Origin of the sequence: Pseudomonas sp. NPDC088890 (genome assembly GCF_044900155.1) — a bacterium.
GTDB lineage: Bacteria > Pseudomonadota > Gammaproteobacteria > Pseudomonadales > Pseudomonadaceae > Aquipseudomonas > Aquipseudomonas urmiensis.
The window spans coordinates 269,025-289,166 of the sequence record NZ_JBJDNG010000001.1 but is presented as its reverse complement, the minus strand read 5'-3'; the positions used below and the strand labels follow the sequence as shown (position 1 = coordinate 289,166).

14 protein-coding genes are annotated in these 20,142 nt (G+C 54.8%); 8 read left to right on the top strand and 6 right to left on the bottom strand.

Annotation, left to right across the window (positions count from 1 at the left end; translation table 11 throughout):
- Nucleotides 1–10 precede the first annotated feature (10 nt).
- Entirely contained in the window at nucleotides 11–637 is a 627-nt protein-coding gene (locus tag ACI2JX_RS01300) for a DUF2062 domain-containing protein (protein ID WP_404689182.1), read from the top strand.
- Here ACI2JX_RS01300 and ACI2JX_RS01295 read toward each other — a convergent pair.
- The 3 genes from ACI2JX_RS01295 to ACI2JX_RS01285 all read right to left on the bottom strand — a co-directional run bounded on the left by ACI2JX_RS01295 (nucleotide 521) and on the right by ACI2JX_RS01285 (nucleotide 2,997).
- A complete protein-coding gene (locus tag ACI2JX_RS01295; protein ID WP_264236937.1) occupies nucleotides 521–1,300 on the bottom strand; it encodes an ABC transporter permease in 780 nt (259 codons plus the stop codon). The two genes, ACI2JX_RS01300 and ACI2JX_RS01295, sit on opposite strands and share 117 nt — an antisense overlap.
- On the bottom strand, nucleotides 1,297–2,229 hold the full coding sequence (locus ACI2JX_RS01290) for an ABC transporter ATP-binding protein (RefSeq protein ID WP_264236936.1): 933 nt from the start codon (nucleotides 2,227–2,229) through the stop codon (nucleotides 1,297–1,299). Before ACI2JX_RS01290 ends, ACI2JX_RS01295 begins: the two co-directional genes overlap by 4 nt.
- Nucleotides 2,230–2,373: 144 nt before the next feature.
- A complete protein-coding gene (locus ACI2JX_RS01285; protein ID WP_264236935.1) occupies nucleotides 2,374–2,997 on the bottom strand; it encodes a glutathione S-transferase in 624 nt (207 codons plus the stop codon).
- A 225-nt stretch (nucleotides 2,998–3,222) separates the two neighbouring features.
- On the opposite strand from ACI2JX_RS01285, the gene ACI2JX_RS01280 reads away from it, so the two are divergent.
- Nucleotides 3,223–5,670, top strand: coding sequence for an acyl-CoA dehydrogenase (locus ACI2JX_RS01280; protein ID WP_404689181.1), 2,448 nt, complete (start codon nucleotides 3,223–3,225; stop codon nucleotides 5,668–5,670).
- Between the two features lie 83 nt (nucleotides 5,671–5,753).
- On the opposite strand, the gene ACI2JX_RS01275 is transcribed toward ACI2JX_RS01280, so the two are convergent.
- On the bottom strand, nucleotides 5,754–8,057 hold the full coding sequence (locus tag ACI2JX_RS01275; RefSeq protein ID WP_404689180.1) for a hypothetical protein: 2,304 nt from the start codon (nucleotides 8,055–8,057) through the stop codon (nucleotides 5,754–5,756).
- Between the two features lies 1 nt (nucleotide 8,058).
- The gene (locus ACI2JX_RS01270; protein WP_404689179.1) at nucleotides 8,059–10,347 is read right to left on the bottom strand and encodes a hypothetical protein; all 2,289 of its coding nucleotides are present in this window, start codon (nucleotides 10,345–10,347) and stop codon (nucleotides 8,059–8,061) included.
- Nucleotides 10,348–10,555: 208 nt separating this feature from the next.
- Here ACI2JX_RS01270 and ACI2JX_RS01265 point away from each other — a divergent pair, with 208 nt between their 5' ends.
- The gene (locus tag ACI2JX_RS01265) at nucleotides 10,556–10,966 is read left to right on the top strand and encodes a PA2817 family protein (protein ID WP_404689178.1); all 411 of its coding nucleotides are present in this window, start codon (nucleotides 10,556–10,558) and stop codon (nucleotides 10,964–10,966) included.
- 22 nt (nucleotides 10,967–10,988) lie between these two features.
- Here ACI2JX_RS01265 and ACI2JX_RS01260 read toward each other — a convergent pair whose 3' ends face one another.
- Entirely contained in the window at nucleotides 10,989–15,173 is a 4,185-nt protein-coding gene (locus ACI2JX_RS01260) for a sugar-binding protein (RefSeq protein ID WP_404689177.1), read from the bottom strand.
- 167 nt (nucleotides 15,174–15,340) lie between these two features.
- Between ACI2JX_RS01260 and ACI2JX_RS01255 the strand changes: the two genes are divergently transcribed.
- The 5 genes from ACI2JX_RS01255 (at nucleotide 15,341) to ACI2JX_RS01235 (ending at nucleotide 20,105) form a co-directional block, all read left to right on the top strand.
- On the top strand, nucleotides 15,341–16,801 hold the full coding sequence (locus ACI2JX_RS01255; protein WP_404689176.1) for a hypothetical protein: 1,461 nt from the start codon (nucleotides 15,341–15,343) through the stop codon (nucleotides 16,799–16,801).
- Between the two features lie 30 nt (nucleotides 16,802–16,831).
- The gene (locus ACI2JX_RS01250) at nucleotides 16,832–17,962 is read left to right on the top strand and encodes a hypothetical protein (protein WP_404689175.1); all 1,131 of its coding nucleotides are present in this window, start codon (nucleotides 16,832–16,834) and stop codon (nucleotides 17,960–17,962) included.
- A 529-nt stretch (nucleotides 17,963–18,491) separates the two neighbouring features.
- Nucleotides 18,492–18,893: a hypothetical protein gene (locus ACI2JX_RS01245; protein WP_404689174.1), complete on the top strand. Its 402-nt coding sequence runs from the start codon at nucleotides 18,492–18,494 to the stop codon at nucleotides 18,891–18,893.
- The gene (locus tag ACI2JX_RS01240; protein WP_404689173.1) at nucleotides 18,890–19,819 is read left to right on the top strand and encodes a hypothetical protein; all 930 of its coding nucleotides are present in this window, start codon (nucleotides 18,890–18,892) and stop codon (nucleotides 19,817–19,819) included. The genes ACI2JX_RS01245 and ACI2JX_RS01240 overlap by 4 nt, the downstream gene beginning before the upstream one ends.
- A gap of 34 nt (nucleotides 19,820–19,853) precedes the next feature.
- Nucleotides 19,854–20,105 carry a hypothetical protein gene (locus tag ACI2JX_RS01235; RefSeq protein WP_404689172.1) on the top strand — a complete coding sequence of 84 codons (252 nt, stop codon included), beginning with the start codon at nucleotides 19,854–19,856 and terminating at the stop codon, nucleotides 20,103–20,105.
- The last annotated feature ends 37 nt before the right edge of the window (nucleotides 20,106–20,142 follow it).

Sequence of the window (20,142 nt, the reverse complement as noted above, 5' to 3'; positions counted from 1 at the left end):
GGGAGCCTACATGCCGCGCCGCCTCTTCAAACGGTACATGCCGGATCCGACCAGCATTCGGGAACACAAATCCTTACGCTTCTTCGGAAAATTGCTGCACGATCCCAACCTCTGGCACCTGAACCGCCATTCAGTGGCGCGGGCCATGGGGGTAGGCCTGTTCGCGGCGTTGATCCCTATCCCGATGCAAATGCTGCTGGCCGCCAGCCTGGCCATTCCGCTGCGCGGCAACTTGCCAATCGCAGTCAGCCTGGTCTGGCTGACCAATCCGCTGACCATGCCACCGGTATTCTTCGTCACCTACATGACCGGCGCCTGGCTGTTGCAGACGCCACCGCGCACCTTGCCCGACGACCTGACCTTCGAATGGATCACCGACCAGCTGTCGACCTTGTGGCAGCCGTTTCTGCTCGGCTCGGTCGTCTGCGGCGTGGTACTCGGCATCGCCGCCTACTTCATCACCATGTTCTATTGGCGCTGGTGGGTTGGCCGGCAGTGGCGCCGGCGCAAACTCAAGGCTTCATGCACGCATGCCGCGGCCGCTGACCAGCAAGCGGATACACAGGGTATACAGCACTGCGGTAGCAACCAGCATGAAGGTGATCGCCGTACCAATGCTGATATCCGACACCCCTAGGATGCCGTAGCGGAACGAGTTGACCATGTGCAGCACCGGGTTGGCCAACGACACGGTTTGCCAGAAGGGCGGCAGCAGGTTGATCGAATAGAACACCCCGCCCAGGTAGGTCAGCGGCGTCAGCACGAAGGTCGGGATGATCGATATGTCATCGAAGTTGCGCGCGAACACCGCGTTGACGAAGCCCAGCAGCGAGAAGATGGTTGCCGTGAGCAACACCACCACCACGGTAACGCCCAAGTGATGAACTTGCAGATGGGTAAAGAACAGCGACAGGATGGTCACGATCACCCCCACTGCCAGGCCACGCAATACCCCGCCCAGCACATAACCGATGAGAATGGTGTGCGGTGACACCGGCGAAACCATCAACTCCTCGATCGAACGCTGGAACTTGCTGCCGAAGAAGCTAGATACCACGTTGCCATAGGAGTTGGTGATCACCGACATCATGATCAGCCCGGGGACGATGTACTCCATGTAGGTGAAGCCACCCATATCGCCGATCTGCCGGCCGATCAGGTTGCCGAAGATCACGAAGTACAAGACCATGGTGATCGCCGGCGGCAGCAAGGTCTGCGGCCAGATGCGCAGGAAGCGCCGGACTTCGCGGTAGACGATGGTATTGAGGGCCACCCAGTTGGTGCGCAGCTCCACATTCATACCGCCACCTTCGACAGGTTCTTCTCCACCAGGGACACGAACAGCTCCTCAAGTCGGTTGGTCTTGTTGCGCAGGCTCTGCACCTCGATGTTCTGCAGGGCCAACTGGCCGAACAGCGCGGTGATACCAATATCCTTATCCACCTGCACCTCCAGGGTATGCGGCGTGATCAGCCGGCACGGGTAGCCCTGCAAGGTGGGAGCAACGGCCAGATCCTGCTTGAGGTCGAGCACGAAGGTTTCCACATGCAACTTGCTCAGCAGCTTACGCATGCTGGTGTTCTCGACGATGGTGCCGTGGTCGATGATGCCGATGTGGCGGCACAATTGCTCGGCTTCCTCGAGGTAGTGGGTGGTGAGGATGATGGTGATGCCTTTCTGGTTCAGCTCGGTCAGGAAGCTCCACATCGAGCGACGCAGCTCGATGTCCACCCCTGCGGTTGGCTCATCGAGAATCAGCAAGCGCGGCTCGTGGATCAGCGCGCGGGCGATCATCAAGCGGCGCTTCATGCCACCGGACAGCGAACGCGACTGCACATCACGCTTGTCCCACAACCCCAACTGGGTCAGGTACTGCTCGGCGCGCTCCTTGGCAAGCTTGGGCGGGATGCCGTAGTAACCTGCCTGGGTGACGACGATGTCGAAGGTCTTCTCGAACTGGTTGAAGTTGAATTCCTGCGGCACCACGCCCAGGCAGCGCTTGAGCGCGGCTGGCTCGCGGTCCAGGTCATGGCCAAACACATTCACCGTGCCGCTGGTCTTGTTGACCAGGGTCGAGAGAATGCCGATGGTGGTGGATTTGCCGGCACCGTTGGGGCCGAGCAAAGCGAAGAAGTCACCTTCGGCGACATCCAGATCGATGCCCTTGAGGGCCTGGAAGCCATTGCCGTAGGTCTTGGTCAGCTGTCTTATGGACAGGGCAGAACTCATAGCGGGTCACGTACCATGCGAAGAGGTTCAGGACACGCCAGATCAGGTCACTGGCGCAGTGAGTGCGGCCATGGTGCAAGGCCTGGCCGCACAAGTACAGTCATGTGTATTGATAGTGACTATCGAAATAGTCCAGGTGTTCGATCAGGTCAGCGCAGTCATCACCGCCGCCTGGTACGCCGGGCGCTCTTGCAAACGCTGGTACCAGGCTTGTAGGTGGTGCATGTCCGGACGCTCGATAGGCATTTCGAACCAGGCGTAGACGAAGCTGCCCAGCGGAATGTCACCCATGCCGATCTGCTCACCGGAGAGGTAGGGTTGCCTGGCCAGGGTCTGGTCGGCAATCGACAGCAGCTCGGCGCAGGCCTTTTGCGCAGCATTGATCGCGATCCAGTCGCGCTGCTGCTCGGGGGTGCGGAGCAGGCCCCAGAACAGCGGGCGGAAAGGCGTGGCAAAGGATGAAGTGGTCCAGTCCATCCATTTATCGGCCAGGGCGCGCTGGCGCGGGTCGTCCAGATACCAGCCCTGCTCGCGGCCGTACTCGGCGCAGAGGTAGCGCACGATGGCGTTCGACTCCCACAGCACCAGGTCGCCATCTTCGAGCATCGGCACCAGGCCGTTGGGGTTGCGCGAGCGGTACTCGGGGTCGTTGACCACACCGAAGGCGCCGCCGGCGTTGATCGACTCAAAGTCCAGGCCCAGCTCGTGGGCGATCCACAACGCCTTGCGTACATTGCTCGAATTCTTGCGACCCCAGATCTTCAGCATGACAACGTCCTTATGAATGCGCGAATTCGGCAGTTTACTCCAGAGCCCGATCGTCTGTACCGGCCTGATCGCAGGGCCAGCCCAGGCAATCCAGACACATACCCTGACAACCCCCGGCGAACTCCTGCCGCCACACCCTGTCACTGATCTGACAAGGCCGTTCGCCGGATGCCGTCTAAGCTCTGTGGGTCCGGCCCACGGCCAAGGTTCCAAGGAGGAAGGATTATGTTGCTGTTGTGGTTGGTGGTTCTGGTGATCGGCGCGGCGTATCTCACCCATCGGCGCCTGCCGCCCTTGCAGATACTTGGCATCATCGCCGCCTACACGCTGCTGATGGGCATTTTCAGCAGCGCCCCAGGCTGGCTGCTGACGCTGATCTGGCTGGTACTGGCCGCCAAGGCCGCGCTGCTGGTGCTGCCCGACTGGCGCCGCAAGGTCTTCACCGGGCCGATCTTCAAATGGTTCCAGCGCACCTTGCCGCCGATGTCACAGACCGAGCGCGAGGCGATCGAGGCCGGCACCGTGTGGTGGGATGGCGAGCTGTTCAGCGGCCGTCCCGCCTGGAACACCCTGCTCGACTACCCCGCGCCCAAGCTCACTGACGAAGAACACGCGTTCATCGACGGCCCCACCGAGCAACTCTGCGCCATGGTCAGCGACTGGCAGATCGGCCAGGACATGGACCTGCCGGCAGAAGCCTGGCAGTTCATCAAAGAGCACGGCTTCTTCGCCCTGATCATCCCCAAGGAATACGGCGGCAAGGGCTTCTCGGCGTATGCCCACTCCCAAGTCGCCATGAAGCTGGCCACCCGCAGCGGTGACCTGGCCTCCACGGTCATGGTGCCCAACTCCCTCGGCCCGGCCGAGCTGCTCCTGCACTACGGCACCGATGAGCAGCGCAACCATTACCTGCCGCGCCTGGCCCGTGGCGATGAGATTCCCTGCTTTGCCCTCACCGGTCCGCTGGCCGGCTCCGACGCGGGTGCCATGCCCGATACCGGCATCATCTGCAAAGGCCAATGGCAAGGCGAAGAAGTGATCGGCCTGCGCCTGAACTGGGAGAAGCGCTACATCACCCTGGGCCCCATCGCCACCCTGCTGGGCCTGGCATTCAAGGCCTACGACCCCGAGCACCTGCTGGGCGAACAAGAAGAGCTGGGCATCAGCCTGGCGCTGATCCCCACCGACACACCTGGCGTCGAGATCGGCAAACGCCACCTGCCGCTGGGTGCGGCGTTCATGAACGGCCCCAACAGCGGCAAGGACGTGTTCGTGCCGCTGAGCTTTCTGATTGGCGGCCAGGAAATGCTCGGCAAAGGCTGGATGATGCTGATGAACTGCCTGTCGGTGGGCCGCTCGATCTCCCTGCCGGCAGTTGGCACGGGTGCGGCCAAGTACACCAGCCTAGTGACCGGCCAATACGCCAATATCCGCGAACAGTTCAACGTACCGCTGGCCGCTTTCGAAGGCATCCAGGAATCGCTCGCCCGTATCGGCGGCAATGCCTGGTTGATGGACAGCGCCCGCCTGCTCACCGCCAAGGCGGTGGACCTGGGCGAGAAGCCCTCGGTGCTGTCGGCGATCCTCAAGTACCACCTGACCGAACGGGGCCGCGAGTGCATCCAACACGCCATGGACGTGCATGGCGGCAAGGGCATCATCATGGGGCCGAACAACTATCTGGGCCGCAACTGGCAAGGGGCGCCGATCTTCATCACTGTCGAGGGTGCAAACATCCTGTCGCGCAACCTGATGATCTTCGGCCAGGGCGCGATCCGCTGCCACCCCTTCGTGCTCAAGGAAATGGCCCTGGCCGGGCGCGAAGACCGCGATCAGGCCCTCAAGGAGTTTGACGAGCTGCTGCTCAAGCACATCATGTTCGCCGCCGGTAACGCCGCCAGCACCCTGGTACTGGGCTTGGGCCTGGGCCACTTCGAACGGGTGCCGGGTGATGCGCTGAGTCAAGGTTACTTCCGCTCATTGAACCGCCAGGCCGCGGCTTTCGCCTTGTTGGCAGACCTGTCGATGATGCTGCTGGGCGGCGCACTGAAACGGCGTGAACGCCTCAGCGCGCGCCTGGGGGATGTGCTGAGTTACCTGTACTTGTCCTCGGCCGCGCTCAAGCGTTACCACGATCTGGGGTCGCCGGAGCACATGCAGCCGTTGTTGCGCTGGGCCATGGAAGAGAGCCTGGGTAAAGCCGAACAGGCGCTGGACAAGCTGCTCGACAACTTCCCCAACCGGTTTATCGGCTGTGCGCTGCGTGTGCTGGTGTTCCCGTTTGGGCGCCGGCATACCGGGCCAAGTGATGAGTTGGATGCCGAGGTTGCACAGTTGATAGGGCGCAGTAAAGGGGATCCGGCGTTGGAAGAGCTGTTGGCAGGCTGCTTCCGGCCTCAGGCCGAAGGTGATCCGGTGGCGGCGTTGCAAAGGGCCTGTGATTTGTTGGACGAGACTGCGCCGCTTCGCAAGACCCTGCATCAGGCTACTCGAGAGGGAACAGTGCAGGCTCCAGCCGGGCGCTCGGTGATCGAGGCTGCAATCGAGGCTGGCGTGTTGCAGGAGACGCAAGGACAGCAGCTAAGCGATGCTGAAACCGCTCGACGTGCGGTCATTGATGTGGATGCCTTCGATAAAGATCAGTTATTACCAGGGACGGATAAGATACGCTGATCGCAGTGGGCCGCTTAGCGGCCCTCGTTTCGATCCAGCAGTTGCAATGATCACTTCAACCGGTCGCCATCACGCTTGCTCGACTAAACGCCTTCTTCATCTTTTGCCTCCCATTTGAGGGTGGCCCGTGATACTTGAGCTTTGCGTAATTCAGCAAAACTACTCAAGGGCAAAGGAAGGGTCAGGCTGCCCTCATAGGTTTTGGTAGATGTTTGTTTTTTCGCCAGGATGACGACGAAACGTGCGTCTCCCTGTGGGGTGTAGACTCCCGTTGAATCTATCTGGCCGGTTCCTGCCAGGGGCAGTATCCACTCCACTTCGAGTGGCGTTGTACTCCCTTGCACTCTCGCTTGGATTTTCAACCCCGCTCCTGTCCATTGCTCATCCACGGACAAATGCAAATCGGGTTCCTTATGCGTTACCAAGACATACCCGGTAGCAGTACGCCCTGAAGTTTTACCCGTGACCTGTATTTGGTCGATTACATACCTCACATCACCAGGGGCTGGCGCCGCCAGGTAGTCAGCGATAAGGCTGCCAGCCCCCGAGCTTGAGATGGTTCCACTGCCCGCACCGTCCGTCAGCACCTGCCACTCCAGCTCTTCAGCGGCCATGCTGGGGCCTTCAAGCAGATCCGCACGCAACTGGAGCGAAGTGCCGCTAAAACAGGTGGCGAACTTCGGATTGAAATCCAGCGAATGCCCTATCACCATGACCAGTGACTCGCTACGCTCAACGGCACCGGCAGAGTCTGCAACGACCCGAACCATCAGGTTTTTACCCCCCAGCGCCGCAGCCGTTGGCGCCTGGTAATGACCTGTGGCTTCATTGATTTTACCCATCTCACCTGTAGTTCCCGGCAAGGGTTCGATGCTCCATTTCACGCCATTGCTTGGCGGTTCAACGCTGAATGTAGTTTCAGCCGCAGCTGATAACTCTACGTTCTGCTCAACTATTCGGAACGAACTATCCGTTGACTTGAATCCGCCCATCAGCAACAGATTGTTCGTTCTGTTTCTGACGAGAGGCTGAATAAAACGCCCATCAGGCTGGCGCAGGCACGGTAGGATTTGGCTATCGATATTAGCGGTCAGGCGGGTGGATAGCGCGGTAAAAAACCCCCTTCGCACCGCATAATCCGCCAAGGCTTTCATGGCGTCTTCATGAGTAGATGGCGGGATGGACTGGTCATCTATGCTCGCAGCGGCTTGCTTTACCATGCTGTCCAGCCGCCCCGTCAACGTAGCCGTGGCGTCGGCTGCAAGTTCAAATGCGTAATCCAGTCGAGGCTCAAGCGTAATCTGGCTCCTCTTCCACTCTTCTGTTGCACCCACACGCCGGTATCTATATCCCACTGTACAGCTGGGCTGCCACGTTTGACTGATGCGCCCCTCAGCGAATGCTATCTTGAGTGCAGCCTTACCGCCGCTCCCCGGCACTACAATTTCATCGAACAACACCTCCAACCCCAAGCCCTCGCAGCTTCCTACCGGGATCGAAAGTTGCCCTTTCAGTGCCTCCATACTGTCCAGGCCTTTCTCTGGGGGGTCGCTCCGGACATAGCGATACTCTCCTCCTTGCAAGACGCCCAAAATGCTTTGCGCGTAGGCATCCCGATGCAAAAGTCGCCAAGAGAGAATGGCAGTGCTCGCATACCTGTCATCGGCAGTGTTCGCCAGCAATGAGGGGAAATCAAGGCCATCTTGTGGCACGCTCCCCTGTCCCCCGTGAGTAAAGTTGACGAAAAACAGCAACGCCGGTGTCAGCCCATCGCTCCCTTGCACCGCAGGCAAGGCCCGCGATACCTGGCGAAACGGGTTGTCTTTGCTACTTATAACATCGGCAAGCGCTAGCACCTGCTGCTCAGGCTCCAAGGCATCGAGGCCGGCCTTGAGCATTTTGGGGCCTAGCGATTCAAGATCCGCAGTGCTGTTCAACACCAGGGTATGGTCCTGACCCTGGCCAAGATCTAGCACCACTTGACCGTTCTCGAAGCGCACCGGCAAGTTCATCGTGGCCTGCAGCCGACTCACCGAGTCATGCACCGCTATACTCATCACCTCCCCCAGATAACTGGACTTCACATAGCTACCGCCCTCCAGGCTCAACTGGACACGGAGCATAGGCCGCTCATAGCCGTTCGCCTTAATATGTACATCCGTGAGGCGGACAATGTAGTTATCCAACTCATGCAGAGAGTCATCTTCTTGACGTAACGCTTGGCCACTGATGATTGCGACAGTCTGCTCCGCCAATCGCTGCAACTCTTGCTGTTGCACGGTGTATTGAAGTAGCGAAAGCGGTTGGGAGGCGATCATGTCCCAGTTGAGCATTGACGGGTTTTTACCCATCCACGCCACCAGCGCTTCAGGGGGGGACATGCTCATATCAATGTCCTCCCAGGGATGCAGCGGTAGCCTTATTTTCCAGAAGTTTGCCATAGGCTGTTTTGTATTGGGTGAGCGGCAAAGGAAGGAGGATAAAGCCCTCTTCCTCTACACCGAGCTCCGGGTGAGTCCCCTTGTAAACAATCAGCGCGAAGTGCTCACTCGCTTTAGGGTCAACCTTGTACACACTCGTTGTACCTTCAGCGCTTATCTGCCCCGGTCCAAACCTAACCTCCCAGGTCGGAGGCTCAGGTTCTGCTACACGCGCATGCGCAACCATCAGATGCACCGAGTGCTCTTTATCACCCTCCTCAACGTGGGTGACGTAGATCGTGGCAAAATTACTGCCAGAAACCAGACAGGTATCTCGGGTCAGTTTGGTCTTGGGGTCATGCACCAACACTACATCAACATGAAAGGTCCCAACTTTGCCTGCGGTATACCGAACCTTGGCACCGCTGCGAGCGCTTAAAGTGCCTTTCGCATTGTCTTCGTCCTTGAACGACCAGATTAATTTCGAGGCGTCTTCAGTTGTACCTGCCATCAGGTCGACACCGCTGCCCTCCGTGCCGAGATGGTACGCCAGGGGGGTTAAACTGAGCGCTTCACGCACTACCGTTAGCAACGCATAGCCGCTGGCACCGCCAGCCGTTGTGGCCTTGACCCGATGACGCATGAAATCGCCACTGAATGCAGCATCTGCGGGCGCAGTATATCTGCCCGTTTTTGCATCGATAGTACCGATGTTCGGGTCGTCTTTATGCAGCGGTTCTATCTCCCACTTGGCGATGGGCACGCCATTAGACACACTAAACGCATGAGTAGCTCCCGCCATGATGATCAGCTCTTCGACATTCAACCGGGGTAATTCAAGGTGCGAACTAAACCACCCTAGGAGAGCAATATTGGGGGTAAAGGGCGACTCGCCGATCAAAAAGTTATTACCAAAGCTCATTTTAATAAGCCGTTCCACTGCGGGACGCGAGACGTGCGCGATCAGGCCCTTAAATACTTCATTGACACACGCTTTCGAGAGCGCCACCAAAAACCTCACCCAGATGGGGGTCAACCATGGGTAATCTTCCGTATCGAGATCTATAACCTCAAGCTCAAGGTCATATTGTGGCGGCTCCCCAGATAGCTTGCCGACGACCCGTTTATGAAATTTATACGGCCCCCACGTCGTTATTGCATCTCTATTGGGGAATTTAACCTGCCCCTCGACCTCCCAGCTGACATCAGCTCCCCCATGTTCATCTGCGGATACGCTAAACTCACCGCCTGGGACTTCCCACATCGAAAAATCATGGAAGGGGATCGCAATAGGCGGGCCCTCTGAATGCTCAGATTCAACCACTCCATCCATGATAATTAATTCAAGATTTTTCAGTCTGAAAGACTGAATTCTACCGTCAGCACCATACACCAGATCATAGGGCGTTACAGCGGCAGAATGCCGTGTAATGCTTTCGACAATCGAAACAAATATCGCATACTGTGGATGGAACAGCACAGTACCCGTGTAGGCCTCGACACCTGAAGGGAGCAAATATTTGAAGCCAGAGTTATCGCCGGGCAATTCAGTTGATTCCTGCCCTGTTGAGCTAATAAATACCTCGACTGCCCCCTGCCCCTCTACATCTTTATCTGCACGCGCTCGTAACCGGTAAGTCTGCGGTGCAAACCCAACCGGCAAGTCGAGTGCAATTTGCCCGAACTCGAACGTTTGGTGTTTAGCGTCCAACCCGAGAAACCAGTCCTCAAAACTCTCCCCGTGCAACTTTTGAACGGAGGAATCCTCGCCAAACACCAGCTGGAAATTTGTACTTTCACTCAAATCAACCAATAGCCTCCGTTCATCGCCCACCTTTATAACGTTGTCATCTAATTTAAGGTCCATCGTTAACAGCGGCGCATGCAGGGGCTTTATCCATTCCACGCGATGCACCAACCAGCGTTCCGCGCGCCGCGTCAAGCCGACATCCCCCCCGGCAAGCAATGCCATGCTCAGCCGGGCAATACTGTCCTTCGAATCATCCGGTTTGATGAAGGTCAGCCGCGGCCTGTCGAGAAGCGCGCCATGCAGCAGATAAATGGCATCGCTATCGTCTGCCTTTTCTGGATCACTAGAGAACGGCTCAAAGTATGTATTTTCCGCAAAGCGCTTGACATATTCTTGAGCGAAGACTTCGTTAACCGTTGACTGATCAAGGCTCACCACTACATCCCAAGCTGGCGCGCGCACCCCGCCTTCCAGCCATTTGATCAACTGCTGTTTATCGAGCGCCATGGTAAATCCCTCACTGTATTTAGGCCGGGGGCATTTCCTTGTTTTACGCATTATTCTCGGCGGGCAAAACTGGCAAATTTACCAGTTGCGTCGTCAAGCACTTATTCCTTAGCTCGGCGACCTTCATCAAAAATATTCCTGGCGGCGTGAAGCGATCACTGCAAGCGGCGTATACTGCACCCTGTTTTTCAATACCAAGGACACCACCATGGCCACTGCCCAACTTGACTATCACCTGCATCTACTGCAGCACCTGCGTACCATATTGGCCGCACTGGGCGAGGCCGAGCAGGTGCCCGAGGAGAGTCACGCCCTGTTCCTTGAGCGCTTCGACGAATTGCTGACGTTGCTCCCCAAAGACCCACTGGAAAGCCAATACCTGGGTCAGGACCTTATCTGCCAGGTCATTCAACGCTACCCGCAAATCGCCCATTTGGTGCCACGCGATCTGCTGTGGTTCTTTGGCGGCGACTGCCTGCACTTCATGCCGGATGAAGAGCTCGATCTTTACCAAACATTGGAAGAGCGTCGGTACCAAGCCGAACAAAATGGCGAAGCGTTCGACTGGCACCAGCAAAAGCGGCTGCTGGCTCAGCCTGAAGAAGATAGCCAGCACTGATCACCGCTCAGCAGCCCGTCCCTCAACGGGCTGCATCTCCCTGTTCGGGTTCAAGGCCATTCTCGTCCTGCAGCTCGCCGAGAATCAGCCCCTCTGTTCCAAAAAAGGTAATGGAGTTACCGGCCTGTTGAAGACTTGCGAGCCTGCCCCCCTGGTAGAGACGATTTTGTGTGCCTACCCCATCCCGGCTCATACCCGTGAGAAGGTCTTTGCCATCGTAATGATATTCAGCCAACACGATGTCACCCTCGGCAGATGGCCGGCTAACCTTGATCAAGCGGTTGACACGATCATATTCAAGCAGATGCCCTTGCTCGTCGCAGGTCATATTGCCATTACCGTCGTAGGTCAAGATTATTTCGTGCAGGGCAGGAAGATCCCAGAGCACGCTTAGATCAAGGGGCTTGATAAGCTTCAGTGCCTTGACCAGTAAACGTGCGCCGGCAAGATCAAGTGCTTTTAAGCCACCATGGTGACTGACAACGTCCAAGCCCACCAGCTGGGCAGGGTCGTCATCAGAGAATGAATATAATATTAATTGATCCCCACCTTCCTGATATTCCGTTATACACATATCGATATTATCAAGTTCGTCGTAGGTGAAGTATTGGACTTTGATCGCTGCGCCAGAGGGGTCTACAGGCAGCTCGGAGCCTGTGCACTCGTAGCTGGTCAGACGCTGCCTGTCGTCATAACCATACGTTTCCTCCCGCAGGACCGCTTGTGTCTTTGTATTACGCAGCGTGCGCTTGATCAACGCATCGACATCGTTATAAGTATGTTCAAGGCATTGGCCATCGCCACTGTCGGGTACGAACGTACGCTTCGACTCACGATCAAACTGATCATATTCCAACTGGGTATTCAAGGACTGTTGTTTGTTATCTATACAGAAAGAAGACAGCCGACCAAAGCTGTCGTAAAACAATTCACTGTTCAGGTCGTCCCCCAAACCAGTGCCTGTTAACTGACCACTTTCTTTGTCGTAACCGTACGATTGCTGCAGACCTTTAGCATCGATATATGACGTTATACGTCCACGCTGACTGTGCTGATAATTCACTTCATAGGTCACGCCTGCTTGCTTACGCTTCTCCCATTTGACTGTACCGTTAATATAATGGGTGCGCTCAAAGTCCTGATCCGCCACGGAGCACATATGCAAGCGAGCATTTTTTTCATGGTATCCAAAGGTTGTTTTCTGAACAACCTCTTCAGCATCACCAGGTGTAATGTCGATGAATTCTCTTGTCACAGGTTCTTCGGTCAGTCTGAACTCATAGGTATAGCGGATGACCTGCCCGATCGGCGTAACCACTTCGCTGGGTTTACGCTCACTGCCTTTGTACTTGTAGGTCTGTTTACGCTTGCCTGTCGTGGTACTTTTCAGGCGATCCAGACCGTCGTACTCCTGCAGCCCCAGCTCTTTACCCGCGACACCGATGGAAATTGGCAAGTCCGCGCTACTGTGCTCAGCGTATGTGCGCACCACTTTTGCGCCGTCGGCCAAGGTATGCTCGATCAGACGGCCGAATACATCGTAGACATACCTGTTGACTCTCTCTCCCACGAGGCCAACCGCTTCGCTAAGTGTGCGGCCCAGGCCATCGTATTGGTTTTGCTGCAGGCTAATCCGTGTTTCTTGGTAGTTTCCCTCCGCCCTAGACCATTGCAGACGCTCTGTGCGCGCAGGCTGGTTGAAGAGGTTCAACCAGGTTTTGCTAATACCACTGCTCTCGCCGCCAGTGCTTTCCCGCCAACGTTTGACGATACGTTGTTTGGGGGCGTCTACCGGTTGCCCAGGGTTGCTTTCGCCAACAGGATCGTCTTCCTCTATCACCTTGACCCCATCGGGTCCGGTGACTGCGCGTTGTTGGCCCCAATAATCGTAGTCATACCTGTGAATCAGCGTTAGGTCGTCCGCTGCTTGCGCGCTGCGCCAATCAGTCTCAGTTTCGCTTTGCAGCCTTCCAAACGCATCGTATGTGGCTAGGTATAGCGCACGGAGCGGCTCCTCCTTCCCCTCCTGCCGCGACGTGGCATTGTCGAGGTCATTCCGCTGTTCTTTGACCGGCCTGTTCAGTCCGTCAAGGATGGTGTGTGTCAAAACACCATTCACATCGGTGCGTTTCTGGCTGGCTCGGTCATCATCGTTTGCACAGAGCCGATACGTGTAGCTACGGTCAGCCTGATAGGGGGATTCGGGGGCGACGACTTCCTGGATGACCCGGCGCAGCACATCATATCGGTAGTTAATCCTGACGCCATTGTCGTCTTCGTTAAGTAGGTTCTGTCCTGTGAGCAGCGAGTGTTCGCTGGTCGTGGTTTTTTTGATGATGTTCGTGGCGCTGTTGTCGTGCCCGGTGACCGTCTGGGTGGTCACCAGCACCGTTTCTTTATTGTCATGGTTGGCAAAGGTCGACAGCCGAGTGGCGTAGGTGTAACTGGTCGTGGTGGCCAGGCCGTTCATGGTGAGCGTGTACTCCTCCACGCGACCGTAGGTAAGAGGCTGTTGCTGGTTCTTGAAGTACGTGTATTGGGTGCTCTGCAGCTCTTGGAGCACCTGCGCTTGCGCATCGACTTCCTCCAGCGTCTCTATCTCGATTACCGGCCAGTCGGTGGTACTTGCATTACCGTCATATGCAGGCAGCGCGCTATAGCGATACCCTTGGCGCAGTATGGGTGCGATCGGCGTTAGCGCACTAGGCGCCGGTTTAGTGGCCTTGCTCTTGAGGTGGCGTACGAAGCCACTCGGATCTGGCGGGCACGCGCCTTGCTCTCCGCCAGCGGGATACCAGAGACTGGTCTCGACCACCCCGCTGGGGTGCTCTACGGTATGCAGGTTGCCGTCTTCGTGATAGGTACGCTTGAGCACCTCTGTTCGGGCGGTGTCGGTTTTAGCTTTGCGCCAGGTGGTAGTGGTGGTCAGCGGGAGCTGGCAAGAGGCAGGCTGGTCCTTGAAAGGCTTGCCTTCCTCATAGGCATAGCTGGTCTCCACGGTCTGGATGTGCAGGTCATCCGCAGGCCCTTGGCTGGTGATCTCTCGGGTCAGCAGGTGGAACTTGTTGAAGTGCCGCTCGATAGTGCGCAATTTTGTTTCGCCATCGGCGCTTAGCAACGTTTCAACCGAGCCATAGCGATAAGCGCTGGGGTGCTTGTACAGGATATCCAACCCCGGCGTGGGCTCGCCGAGCGCGAGGTTGGCCCCCAGGAAGTTATTGTCAGCCTGGTATCCGTCTTCTTGGGTGACCACTGTGTACTCATAGCTGACGATTTGATTGCAAGTGGCGCCGAGCTTGGGCGCCTCGTCGGCGTTACCAGGCCGAACCTCATGCTTGGAAACCCTGGGCAGGGTGCCGGAGAGGTTGTTACTGCGCTTATGCCCAACCGAATCATAGGTGATGAGCTCCCAAGCACCGGTAGGGGTCCGTACCTCTGCAAGACAGTTGTAGGTATGGCTGACGGTATACGTGAAGCGCCACTTGGCCTGATTGCCATCGACCGTCGGTAATTGCAGTTCAATCACCCGGCCTTGCGTATCCAATTGCATGACGAAGAGCACCTGGGTGGCGGCAGCGCCCTGGGGATTGAGGGTGATCTGCACTTGGCGCTTGCTTTCATCACGCTTGATTTCGAGCAGCGGGGCATAGACGCCTTCGACGTCACTGCCCTCGATGCTGGCCAGCCGGTCGTAGGTATCGCCATCAGACACGAAGGGCGCATAGGTGACCTTCAGCGGCCGGGTTTGCCGGGTCCAGACCTCGACAGGCAGCGCTACAGGCTGGTTGGCAGCGTGGGTTTGGAGCTTTTCGAGCAGCCCGGAGCTATGCTCGACGAGGTAGTGGGTCGATGCGCCATTGGTTATTTCGTCCATGTGGAAGCTGTCGAGCTTCTTCTCTTCCATCAGCATTTTCACGCCGTTACGGCTGGTGACCTTGAAGCTTTCGCCGGTATGTAGAGCCACCACCTGGGTATCGGGAGTGAATTGCGACAGCTGCAGGTTCCAGCCCTTGCCGTAGCCTGTGTCTTGCTGATTGAGCGGGTTGAAGAACAGCGCCAGGGGCAGGCTTGGGCCAAGCAGGGCGTTGGCTGCGACCTGCGGCAAGGTGAGCGACACCGTGTACTGGCCAGTGCGCGGGTCGACGCCGCTTTGCAGGAAACTCATGAAGTTGAAGGCGTTGGAATGGAGAGCGGTCGTGGCGGTCATGGTCAGTCGGCCTCGTGAAGTTCGGGCTATGAAGAGCTACCCCACACGCTAGCAACGACCCGATCGATCCACACCTAGCATTTTTGCCAGTTTCATCGCGTGAACCCGTGCTGTAAAAGTTGGGTAAACGATGACCGCACTACTGCGCAAATAACGAGGACATGGCAATGAAATCCACTGATCCGCTCGCTGCCCCCCCGGATCTCGAGCGCATTGGCATAACCGATAATGAACTAGCGCGAGTGCATATTTACCCATCAAATGAATCCGTCGTTGCTATAGATCAGCTGAAGCAACAGCCTGCAAGGGTGTTTATATTACCGCATTCAAGCATGGGACTCGGCGACATCGTTAAGCTCACCTGGCAGGGCTTCCGAGATGACCGTCCGATCAGAACAAAACATTGGTCAATCACGATAGAAGAAACCGGCACACTCATCGAATTTAGACTAGCCGACAGTGAATTTTCAGCCTGGAAAAACAACTACATCAAGGCCAATTATACCGTTTTGGCTAAGGACTCAAACGAGCTAAAATTCAGCTCCTCTGAACAACGCTTCGATATTTTAGAAACACATGAGTCAGACAACCACCTCGAGCCACCGACTATCCCCGGCACTGAAAATGGATTTCTGAATCCAGCATTGATTGGCGCCGAGGGAGCGACAGTAACGCTTCGCTACGATGATGTTGAGGAAAATGATGAAGGGGTGCTGTTGATTCAGGCATTCAACGAAGCAGATTCAACCGTTGCCAGCACTCAACAATGGCGCAGGGCCAACACCCATGATGTAACCAACAAGCGGTTAAACTTCACCATCGAGAAGGCCTGGTTTGAGCAGTTACTTGGCCACCAGCTTAAACTCAGCGCCCAGGTTGCAAACACGTCATTCGCCCTCAGCTCCAAGACAGGCGAACTCACTGTGAAAAAATCTCGATTCCTTTCCGCTCCCGTCCTGGCAGGTGCTGTTAACCGTGAAATCGCCGCGATTGTCATACGCCAGGCCGCTGTCCTGGAGATCCCCAAAGACGCCGAAATACAGGATGCGACCGTCCTGGGTTGCGTAAGTACCGAGCAAGGCACATTACTCGCCAGCGTGGTGATGAAACCTCCGACCGAAGAGCAAGACAACGTGATTCCGTTTCCGGAAGCCATATTCTCTTCCTACATCGGGGAATCGCTGAACTGGTACTACGAAGTATGCGATGGAATCACATACGAACGTTCCCCGCTACTAAACATTAAGCTCAACAACGTTCCACTGAGTTCAATGCCAGCGATTCAGTGTGTCGAAACCTATGGAGAGGGCACATTGGCGCTGAAAAACCTGACGCCTGCCGTGAGCGGTGCCACCCTTAAACTCAACCGCTGGCCATTCATGAAACAGGGGCAGATCGTCACCTTAAATGTTTCATTGAAATATGAAAAAGAGCGAAAAAATTACACGCTGGAACATACCGTTAGCGCGCAGGATGTCCAACGGCAGGCCGTAATCAAAACACTGCCGCGCGAAGAACTCATTAAAGTACAACGGGGTAGCCATATGGTGATTACTGGCCAATTCGAATTTAAAAACGGCGGCCCTGCTCAGCCTTTTAGATCGGTGACCTTGCAACTGATTGATTGACTCCAGGCCGCTTCGGCAGAGGATTCGCCCATGGAAAATGTATCACCTACCTCCCAGCACAATACATCAGCCGAGGCACACCTCCTCGCGAATACGCAAACCCTAAATTACGAAATCACACTTGACGGTTTCCCCTCGGCAAACGCATCTGAGCGCCGCGGCAGCATGTATGCCAACGGTGCGCAACAACTGGCTATACGCGTGAAACTCTGGCGAGCGGGCGGTGTGGTTTCACCTGAAGAATGGGACTCGCTCACCCTGCTTCACAGCGATAAAGAAACTGAAGTCGAGATTTTACCGATCAAAGACGATGAACCACCGCTTCTAGAGGTCTCTGGCAAATGGGCCTGTACGCCGATCAGAAGCGCTGTCTACGAGCAGGCGCATGACGCATCCACCCTGATGAACGCAGAGGAATATTCAAACGCCTGGACATATAGAGTTTTGTACCTTCACAGCACAGTTGCCGAGACCACTGGCGCAACAGTTTTTTATGTGTGCGTGACCGATGCCGATAGAAAGAAACATATCATAACTAATCAGTCAATTAATATATCGATTACACGCCGCCCAACCCCACCAAAAATCACAATCACTTCAAAAAATATAGCAGGATTTGATTACACCCTTACCCCATACGAAGTCGGACACACAGAAACATACAAGTACGATTACAACCTCACGACCATAGAGTATTTTATAGTGCACGTGCCGGGAGGGTTTATCACCTGCAATGTAAAAGGGCTTCGCGATAGTGGCTTGAAGGGACGTTGTTCCATTGTACGTTTCGAGCGAGACCATGCCTACGAAAGGCTATGCACAGTCACTGGCGCAGTAACACACAAAGACCAAAAATATATATCTTTTGACCAGAACCTTTACTCTTCTGATCTAAGCCCAGCCTTTGGCAGTCGTCTATTAGAACTCCCCATCCACGGGCCGCTAGATGACCAAACTATCATCATTTCGGTTCACCGTTTTGATGATATTTTTGCACATTTAATTCCACAACCAGTTCGTGAAAGCATTTTCACTGACTGGGGTGATGGCTTGACTTTGACTTTTCGTAATCAGCAAGGAAACGAATTTGAAAAAACAATTTCATTCATTCCGAAAGAACAAAATTACCATAGAAATGTCATCGGCGAGAGCGCACTATGAAAATCTTATTTTCGAACGACCCTGACTTTATCTCATCCCCCTGGGCTTACGAAATCAAGCCAGGCCAATCATATCATTCCATTGAGTCTTGGACCGGCCGCTACGGTGCCAAATACTTCAGGCTTGTGGATATACCTTCGTCCTGTGAGATCGAATTAATAGCCAATGGAGCTATGGAGATCCCTCTTACCTGGGTTAAACTGAGAACTACCAACTTCAAAACAAGTACTGGCGTCATTGAATACTTATCAGCCCGAATACACACTCATCGCGTACTCACAGCAGGGCTTCTCAGTATCAGCAGTCTACATAATGCAGATTTCAACATGTTACACATTAACGCCGTGCGTACGAAATACAACACCCTGTAAACCCATTGACACACCCAACTCAGAAAATTTTTGCGCATCTCGAAAACTTTAAACCTAACATGCCAAGTTTACTCAAAAAATAAAACACACAAAAGAAATAGAATTCTTCCAACTACGCTTATAATTTTGCGACCACTTTCAGTCAGCAGGAGTCTAAAATGAATCCAAGCTTTGGACAGCAAGCCAACCTGAGTGGGGGCGTTTTCATCTTACCAGACGTGGTTTCCAGCCTTTCACTCAACGATAAGGTTCACTTCTTGGCAGACCCGGAGTTTATTCCAGAGGCAACGCGAGTTTGGACCTGTGACTCAGGCACGATCACTGCTGGCGGCCTCTATGAATCGAATAAAGCGTCTGGCAGCTCGAAGGTTTCTTGTCACCTTCGGCACAACAATGTAACTTATCCGCCTGTTGGCCAAGCGACTTTAAATCATCATCATCATGATTTCCAATTCGGACAAGAAGCCGTACAATCCGGGACAATTGATCTTCCAGATTTTGCGCCCCCCTCCCCCTCAGAGCCTATATGTTTGGTAATGGCGCTCAACAACTGGCCATGAAGGTTCAGATCAAAATGGATGGAGAGGAAAAAGTCACTGAAGATGAATGGAAAACATTATCTTTATTTGACTACTATAGTCACCAGGCCATCCCTTCTCTCGAGTACACAACGCCACGCCCCATATTAGAATCACTCAGTACAGGCTGGGCGCTGGCCACTGCGCGAAATTCAGATTTTAATCCAGCGAGCGACCGACCAAGAACGAGCGAACACCACAAAAAAACCTCCGACGACTCACGCACTTTTTACTTGCACAGCCTCGCACCGCCAGCTTCGCGAAAAAAACTATACGCCGGCTTACAAGACCAGTATGGCTGGTGGCACTTCTTCACCGAACAAACCAACACATTTGAAGTTGCCGTATTACCATTTAATACGCCTCAACTAATAATGTCCACGGAGCCAATTTTACGATTTGGCTTTATCAACAACAGTGTTCGCTATGATTACGAGATGAATCTCGACACATACGAATACTACCAGATCACGGTAAAGGGCGGCTTCAAGTTCTGCACCGTCAAAGACGAGGACGAACCACCGAAACAGGAACCACGCAGATCCATTGTTCGATTTGAACGCGACATACCAGCCGATTCTGTTTGCAGTGTAACAGGAGTTATACTCACAAAAGACCAACCCAATGTCATTTTCGACAGCGAGCTACTAAAAATCCCGGTATTTTCTTCACTGCATAACTTGAAAGTCGAACGTAAACCTGACGATGATTCTGTCATTATTTCTGTGCACCGCTTATCCAGCCTCGCAATAAACAAGCTAAGCCAGGAACAGCGCGCGTTGCTTTTTGAGGGCTACGCCAAAAACCTCCTGCTTGACTTTTACGACAACGACGGCAATCGGTTCACAAAAGTATTTGGCTTCATCCCGAAAAACCAAAGCCGCCACCGTGACACATTAATATTTTAGAGGCTCACACATGCGAATCTATCGAGCTGACTCCTTGCCTGACCCGACCTCACGTCTAACGTACCCTTATTATGATGACGGAACTGTTTATGTCGATGACAAAGATGATCGTTATATTAAAATTATGGACTTGCGCGCCACAGAACAATTTACCGTTCCCGGCAAGGACACAACCTACACCTTCAAAAGTGTCCTGCACATCACCACCACCGGCTGGCTGAAGTGGGGCGATCTAAAAACAGCCGACCCTGGTTTAGTCGCCCCAGGCCTTATCAAAATAACGTAAGCCCTTCAATGTTTTATTTACAAATAGTGAATTAGTA